At 70.7% G+C, this 6960-nt stretch carries 4 protein-coding genes and 1 pseudogene; 3 read left to right on the forward strand and 2 right to left on the reverse strand.

The features are described from left to right. Window positions 1-613 precede the first annotated feature (613 nt). Window positions 614-796, reverse strand: a pseudogene (locus ABZ749_RS25620) (hypothetical protein); the annotation flags it as partial. Then, a complete protein-coding gene (locus ABZ749_RS25625) occupies window positions 793-2589 on the reverse strand; it encodes a PspC domain-containing protein (RefSeq protein ID WP_357232128.1) in 1797 nt (598 codons plus the stop codon). The gene ABZ749_RS25625 and the pseudogene ABZ749_RS25620, both read right to left, overlap by 4 nt. A 155-nt stretch (window positions 2590-2744) precedes the next feature. Between ABZ749_RS25625 and ABZ749_RS25630 the strand changes: the two genes are divergently transcribed. The 3 genes from ABZ749_RS25630 to ABZ749_RS25640 all read left to right on the forward strand — a co-directional run. Then, window positions 2745-4010 carry a PspC domain-containing protein gene (locus ABZ749_RS25630; protein WP_357197774.1) on the forward strand — a complete coding sequence of 422 codons (1266 nt, stop codon included), beginning with the start codon at window positions 2745-2747 and terminating at the stop codon, window positions 4008-4010. Window positions 4011-4012: 2 nt separating this feature from the next. Then, on the forward strand, window positions 4013-4699 hold the full coding sequence (locus tag ABZ749_RS25635) for a response regulator transcription factor (RefSeq protein WP_030337843.1): 687 nt from the start codon (window positions 4013-4015) through the stop codon (window positions 4697-4699). A gap of 581 nt (window positions 4700-5280) precedes the next feature. Continuing rightward, on the forward strand, window positions 5281-6960 hold a 1680-nt coding region (locus ABZ749_RS25640), incomplete at its 3' end, for an ABC transporter substrate-binding protein (RefSeq protein WP_357232131.1).

Raw genomic sequence — 6960 nt, forward strand, 5'->3', positions numbered from 1 at the left:
GGTGAACCGCCCACCACAACTCCATGATCGACCGGGGAAGGGGGGCGGCTCAGCGCGTTGGGTCTGCTTTTGCCTGGTCGGCGTCGGAGGTCTCACCGACGCGGACGGCCGTCCGAGGTCAGGCTTGCCTGCGCGGACCCTCGTGCTCGTCACCCGGCTGGTCGCCGGTGCCCCCGACCGGTTGGTCGGACCGGGTCGGCTCGTCCCCCTCGGACGAGGCCGGGCGGGCGAGGTTCCCGACGGTCGGCTCGTCGTCTCCGTTGTCGGGTCGGCCGGGGATGGGTTCGGTCGACGGCTCCGACGGCGGATGTGCCAGCCAGGCCGGGTGGATCACGTCGGCGCTCGGCACGTCCTGCGCCCGCACCTCGGTCGCCGGCGTCTCCAACGTCGGGTCCGAGATGAGCGTCGGGTTCGAGATGAGCGTCGGGTCGGAGGAGGGAGCGTCCCAGGTGGACCGTTCGGCTTCCCAGACCGGCAGGGCCGCGCCGGACGTCGACGTGGCGGCACCGGAGACGGGTGCGCCGGAGACGGGTCCGCCTGAGACGGACGTGCCGGAGACGGGCGCTACCGCCTCGGCGGCGCCGGCCTCGGCAACCGGTTCCGGCTGGTTCGGTCGACTCGAGCGCAGCGCGCCGACCAGACCGAAGACCCCGATCAGGATGAGTGCGCCGGCCAGGAACCAGCCGACCGGCGGCAGTGCGAGCCCGAGCAGTTGGGCGAGCAGCCACCAGGCCGACAGCGCCAGGAACACGAGCCCGAAGGCGAACGACACCAGATCCGTGCGGTGAGCCTTCACCGGGTCACCTCCAGGTTGCCGGCATTGACATGGATGTAGAGGCGCAGGGTCCCGCCGCCGGGCCCGTCCGCGCCGACGTCGGTGGATTCCCGCAGGCGGCCGTCCAGCCCGCCGGAGCGGTTGCCGAAGATGGTGGCATCGCCCGCGTTGACGTCGGCCACCGTGGTGACGTCCACGTTCGGCGGCACGACCACCGTCGCCTGGCCGAAGTTGACGGCCACCGTCACCTGGCTGTCCCGTTTCGCGAAGTTGATCCCGCGTAGGTCGAGCACGGCGTCACCGAAGCTGTTCTCGTACCGGTCCGCCAGGTCGCGGTAGTCGGTGGGCGCCCAGGTCACCGCGCCGTCGACCCCCCGGATCCGGTCGTAGGACTCGGCGACGGTCGCCGTGCCCAGCGCCGCCGCGGTCACCAGACCGAGTGCGATGAGCCAGCGCGCCCGTCCGAACCACGTGCCGACCAGCAGGCCCAGCGCGATCGTGGCCAGCGCGGCCGCGAAGTACGCCGAGGCGCTGACGGCGAAGACGTCCAGCAGGTCGAGCAGGGCGACCAGACCGAGTACCAGGAAGATCAGCGAGAAGGTCACCGCACCGAGCGGCGATCGCTCCTTGGGGCCCTTCGGCGGCTTCGGTGGCTTGGGCGGACGAGGCGCGGGCGGGGTCGGCGAAGCGTACGGGCCGTGCGGCGCGAACGGAGGGCGGTAACCGGAGGGCGGCGGGGCGGTCGGATAGCCGGACGGGGCAGCGGGTGTGCTGCTCACCGGCGCCGACGGCCAGCCGGCGCTGGGCATGGCGGTACTCGGCCAGCCGGGCTGGGCAGCCGTCGTGCCGGCCGGTTGCCCGGACGTCGGGCCGACCCCGGACACCGGCTGTGTCGCGCTGGTCGGCGGCGGCGCGTCGTACGGCGGAGCGGTGGCTGTGGCTGCCGCCCCCGTCGTCGCGGTGGCGTACCCCGGACCGGTGCTGAACATCGGCGGCGTCGCCGCCGGGCCGGTCGACGGCGCCGGGCCATACGACGGTGCGGGCCAGGTCACCGGTGGGACGACCGGACCGGCCGGGTTGCCGGACGGTGCGGCGGGCGGCGGAGCACCGGGGGTGCCGGACCGTGGGTTGCGGCCGTCCCGGTTGAGCAGGAGCGCGCCGGCGACCAGGATGGCCGCGCCGAGCAGCACCGCGCGGAAGGCGTCGGTGACGATGTACGCGAAGCTGGCCGCGACAAGGATGCCCAGGACGATCACTGTCACCGGGGACATGCTGGAGCGACCACGACCGAGCATGGACTCGACGGGGGACGCGGTGTCGCCCTCGTTCGGGATGATCAGCCAGGCGGCGACGTACACCAGGATGCCGATGCCGCCGAAGAACCCGAGCACCGCGAGCAGCACCCGCCAGAGCACCGGGTCGGTGTTGGTGGCGCGCCCGATCGCCGCGCAGACGCCGGCCAGGTACCGCCCCTCGCGCGGGCGGACCAGCCCGTACCGTGAGGTGAAGCCGGTGCCGCCCAACGGCGGTGGCGGTGCGGACGGACCGGGACCACCCGGCCCTGGCGGCGTGCCGCCCGGGCCGTAGCCGGTGCCCGCCGCGAACCCCGGGCCTGGGCCGTGGCCCGCCGTGGGCGGCGCGTAGCCGTCGGCCGGCTCGCCGGGCACGGGGCCGGCGGTCGCGTCGGTGCCAGCGTGCGGACCGAACGTGATGGGCTCGGTCCATTCGGCGGGCGTGGTGGTGGGCGGGGGCGGTGCTGAACCGCCCGGCTGTGCCGACCCCGGTCGGGGTGGCGGGGCAGCTTCCTCGGTCATGCTTCGATCCTGCTGCCCGGTCCACCCGAACGACCTCAGGACCCGACCCTGACCCCACCCTGAGATCCGGCGGCCGGAATGTCGGGGGCGTCCCCGTGGTCGCGGACGCCGCAGCGTGTGACGATCGAGTCACCGACCTCGACCTGTCCGCCACCGTGACCAGGGAGCCTCCGATCAGCACCGTGACCTCGCCCCCGCGCCTGTATCGCGCCCCGGAGCACCGGATGGCCGCCGGCGTCGCCGCCGGTATCGCCGACCATCTCGGCATCTCGGTGCTGCGGGTGCGCGTCGCGTTCATGGTCCTGCTCGGGCTGAGCGGGCTCGGCCTGCTGCTCTACGCGGCCTTCTGGGCGGTGGTGCCGCTGCGTCCCGGTGACACCGCGGTGCCGCCCCGGCGGGACGTCGCCCAACTCCTGCCGTTCGTGGGGATCGGGCTCGGTGTCCTGTTGATCCAGGTGATGGTCTTCGACTCGGTCGGCGCGGCGGGCACCGCCGGTTGGTTGGTGGCCATCATCGCGGTCGGCGCCGGGGTCATCTGGCACCAGTCCGCGCCCGAGCGGCGGCGGCAGTGGGGCGACGCGATGCCGGTGCCCTGGCTCGGCGCGGTCGTCGAGGAGAGCGACCGGCGGGCCTTCGTGCTGCGGTTCATCGGCGGGGGAGTGCTGGTCGCGGTCGGCATCATCGGCGTCGCGGCCGTCTACTCTCCGGCACAGAACTTCGACGCGGTGATCAATGGCGTCATCTTCGCGTTGGTCGGGTTGGCGGGCGTTGGCGTGGTCGCCGCGCCGGTGCTCTGGCGGACGTACAGCCAGCTCCGCTCGGAGCGCGAGGGGCGCATCCGCGAGCAGGAGCGGGCCGAGTTGGCCGCGATGGTGCACGACCAGGTGCTGCACACGTTGGCCCTGATCCAGCGCAACGCAGGCGACGTCAAAACGGTGCAGCGGCTGGCCCGAGGGCAGGAGCGTTCGCTGCGCAACTGGCTCTACAAGCCGACCGCTTCGCCGAGCGAGCGCTTCGCCGCCGCCCTGGAGCAGGCCGCGGCGGAGGTGGAGGACACCTTCGCGATCAGCGTGGAGACGGTGGTGGTGGGGGACCGGGAGACCGACGAGAAGGTCGGGGCGCTGGTCGCGGCTGCGCGGGAGGCGTTGGTGAACGCCGCCCGGCACGCCGGTGTGCAGACCGTGTCGCTCTACGCGGAGGTGGAGCCGGATCAGGTAAGCGTCTTCGTCCGGGACCGTGGCAAGGGCTTCGACCCCGATACGGTGGAGGACCACCGGCACGGCGTCAGCGGCTCGATCATCGGGCGAATGAAGCGGCACGGCGGACGGGCCGAGATCCGGTCCGGCCCGGGGGAGGGGACCGAGGTCCGGTTGATCCTGCCGATCTCCCGGGACTCGTCCGCAGCGGAGAGGAACAGATGACCATGGCCGAGCAGTCGACCGAGCACCTCGACCCGGCGGATGCCCGCCCCGAGCGGCTGCGGGTGTTCCTGGTGGACGACCACGCCATGTTCCGTGCCGGGGTGCGCGCGGAGTTGGGCGCTCACGTCGAGGTGGTGGGCGAGGCGAGCACTGTGGCCGAGGCCGTCACCCGGATCGCCGCCGTCGGCCCGGACGTGGTGCTGCTCGACGTGCACATGCCCGACGGCGGCGGTCGCGCGGTGCTGGAGGCGATGCGGCGTACGCACCCGCAGGTCAAGTTCCTCGCGTTGAGCGTCTCCGACGCGGCGGAGGACGTGATCGGGCTGATCCGTGCCGGTGCCCGCGGGTACGTCACCAAGACCATCTCCCCGGACGAGCTGGCTGCCGCGATCCGGCGCGTGGCCGACGGGGACGCGGTGTTCAGCCCACGGCTGGCCGGGTTCGTGTTGGACGCCTTCGCGGCCCGCCCGGACGCGCCGGTGGCCGACCCGGAGCTGGACCAGCTCACCAACCGTGAGCGGGAGGTGCTGCGGCTGCTGGCCCGGGGGTACGCGTACAAGGAGATCGCCAAGGAGCTGTTCATCTCCATCAAGACCGTGGAGACGCACGTGTCGAACGTGTTGCGCAAGCTTCAGATGTCCAATCGCTACGAGCTCTCCCGCTGGGCGGCGGACCGCCGGCTCGTGTGACGGCGCGTCGACACCGGCGAGGATCAGAGAAACCGCCGGAGCGCCCTCGTACGCCCAGCCGGTGATGGTGTCCGGGTAGCCGTAGGGGCCCTCATCCGGACGGGTCGAAACATGAGTGGTGACGCACGTCCCATCGGGCTGGGTGGCTTCGCGGCGCGCGCACCGGCTGAGGCCGGGTTGCCGGGCGGGCGCAACGTATTTCCTGCTCAGTGCCGCCTGCCTCGACCGTTTTATGATCATTTTTCAAGTATCGGCAACGTGGCGGGCAACTAACGGCTTGATAACGGCACCTTCACGGAAGAGGCCAGTGGGTGTCACAGTGGCAGCACCTCACCATCGGTGTGTGGCACTCCGTACGCCCCACGACCACGATTTCGCCGATCTCGGCGGCCCGTGGCTGTGTCGATTGCGTCGTGTCACGCCTCGTTGGTGGGGGAGCCCGGCGGATCGGAACATCAGGGGTGTCCCCAACTTCCCTGTGGTCCCGGCGACCCGCGCCCCGGGGTGGTCGGGCGGTGTCACCCCCAAAACGTGCGTGAAACCCACGACGGAACCTGGTTAGAAAGAGGAGGCCCCTCGGAATGAGAGTCTCGAAGCGGGCGACGAGCGCCATCGCGCTCAGCGCGGCTGCCGCGCTTGTCGCGAGCGGTTGCTCGAGCGGCGGCAGCGACGACACTGCCGCCAGCGCGGATGGCTCGATCGTTGTTCACGGCGTCCAGCCGGAGAACCCGCTGGTCCCGTCGAACACCACGGAGACCGGCGGCGGCAAGATCATCGACTGGATGTGGACCGGCCTGGTCGAGTACCCGAACGACGGTGGGGCCCCGCGGAACGCGCTGGCGGAGTCCATCAACACCACGGACTCCAAGGTCTTCACGATCAAGATCAAGGCCGGTACCAAGTTCCACGACGGTACCGAGGTCAAGGCGAAGAACTTCGTCGACGCCTGGAACTGGGCCGCCTACTCGCCGAACGGCGCGCAGAACGGCACCTTCTTCGCGGACATCGCGGGCTTCGAGCAGACCTACACGACGGACCCGGATGGCGCGGACGGCCCGAAGAAGGCCCCGACCCCGACGGCCGACAAGCTGTCTGGCCTGAAGGTCATCGACGACCAGACCTTCGAGGTCACCCTGGCGGCGCCGACCGCGGTCTTCCCGACCAAGCTCGGCTACAGCGCCTTCATGCCGCTGCCGGACGTGTTCTTCACCATGAAGCCGGAAGAGTTCGGCAAGACGAAGCCGATCGGCAACGGCCCGGTGAAGTTCGTGTCCTGGGAGGACAACTCCCTCATCAAGCTGACGCGCTTCGACGACTACAACCTTCGCGACAAGATGAAGGTCAAGGACGTCGACGTCAAGCTGTACCAGGACGACAACGCGGCCTACGCCGATCTGCTGGCCAACAACCTCGACTTCATGGAGGTTGTCCCCACCTCGGCGCTCGCCGGTGACAAGTGGAAGACCGACCTCGGTGAGCGGGGCCGCTCGACCGTCACGCCGTCGACCGCGTTCATCGCGTTCCCGATCTACGACAAGCGCTTCGCGAACCCGAAGCTGCGTCGTGCGGTGTCCCTCGCCGTCAACCGGCAGGAGATCTCCGACAAGATCTTCTTCGGCACCCGCAAGCCGGCCGACAGCTGGGCGAACCCGCTGACCCCGGGCGCCAAGCCGGGTAACTGCACCGCCTGCAAGTTCGACCCGGAGACGGCCAAGACGCTGCTCGCCGAGGCCGGTGGCTTCACCGGTGAGATGGTCTTCTACTACAACGCGGACTCCGCCCACAAGGACTGGATGGACGCCGTCGCGCAGCAGGTCAAGACCAACCTCAACATCAACGCTCGGGCCGAGGGCGTGCCGACCTTCGCGGTGTTCCGTCAGAACATCAACGCCCACAAGATGAGCGGCCCGTACCGTGCCGCGTGGCAGCAGGACTACCCGGACGTCGAGAACTGGGTGAACCCGCTGTTCATCACCAACGGCTCCTCGAACGACGGCCTCTACAGCAACCCCGAGGTCGACGCCCTTGCCAAGCAGGCCAGCGGCGCTCCGAGCCTGGAGGCCTCGCACGAGGCGTTCGCCAAGGCGGTCGAGAAGGTCGACCAGGACGTTCCGAGCATCCCGGTCTACTTCTACGGTCAGCAGTCCGGCCACTCGGAGAAGATCACCGGCGGCGGAGGTCCCCATGCCGGGTCCGGCTTCCACCCAGGACCGGGTGCCCAACCCTGCGGCGGGGTAGGCCAATTCGGCGGAGCGTTGAAG

Origin of the sequence: Micromonospora sp. NPDC047753 (assembly GCF_040642735.1) — a bacterium.
In the GTDB taxonomy this organism is placed as follows: Bacteria; Actinomycetota; Actinomycetes; order Mycobacteriales; family Micromonosporaceae; genus Micromonospora.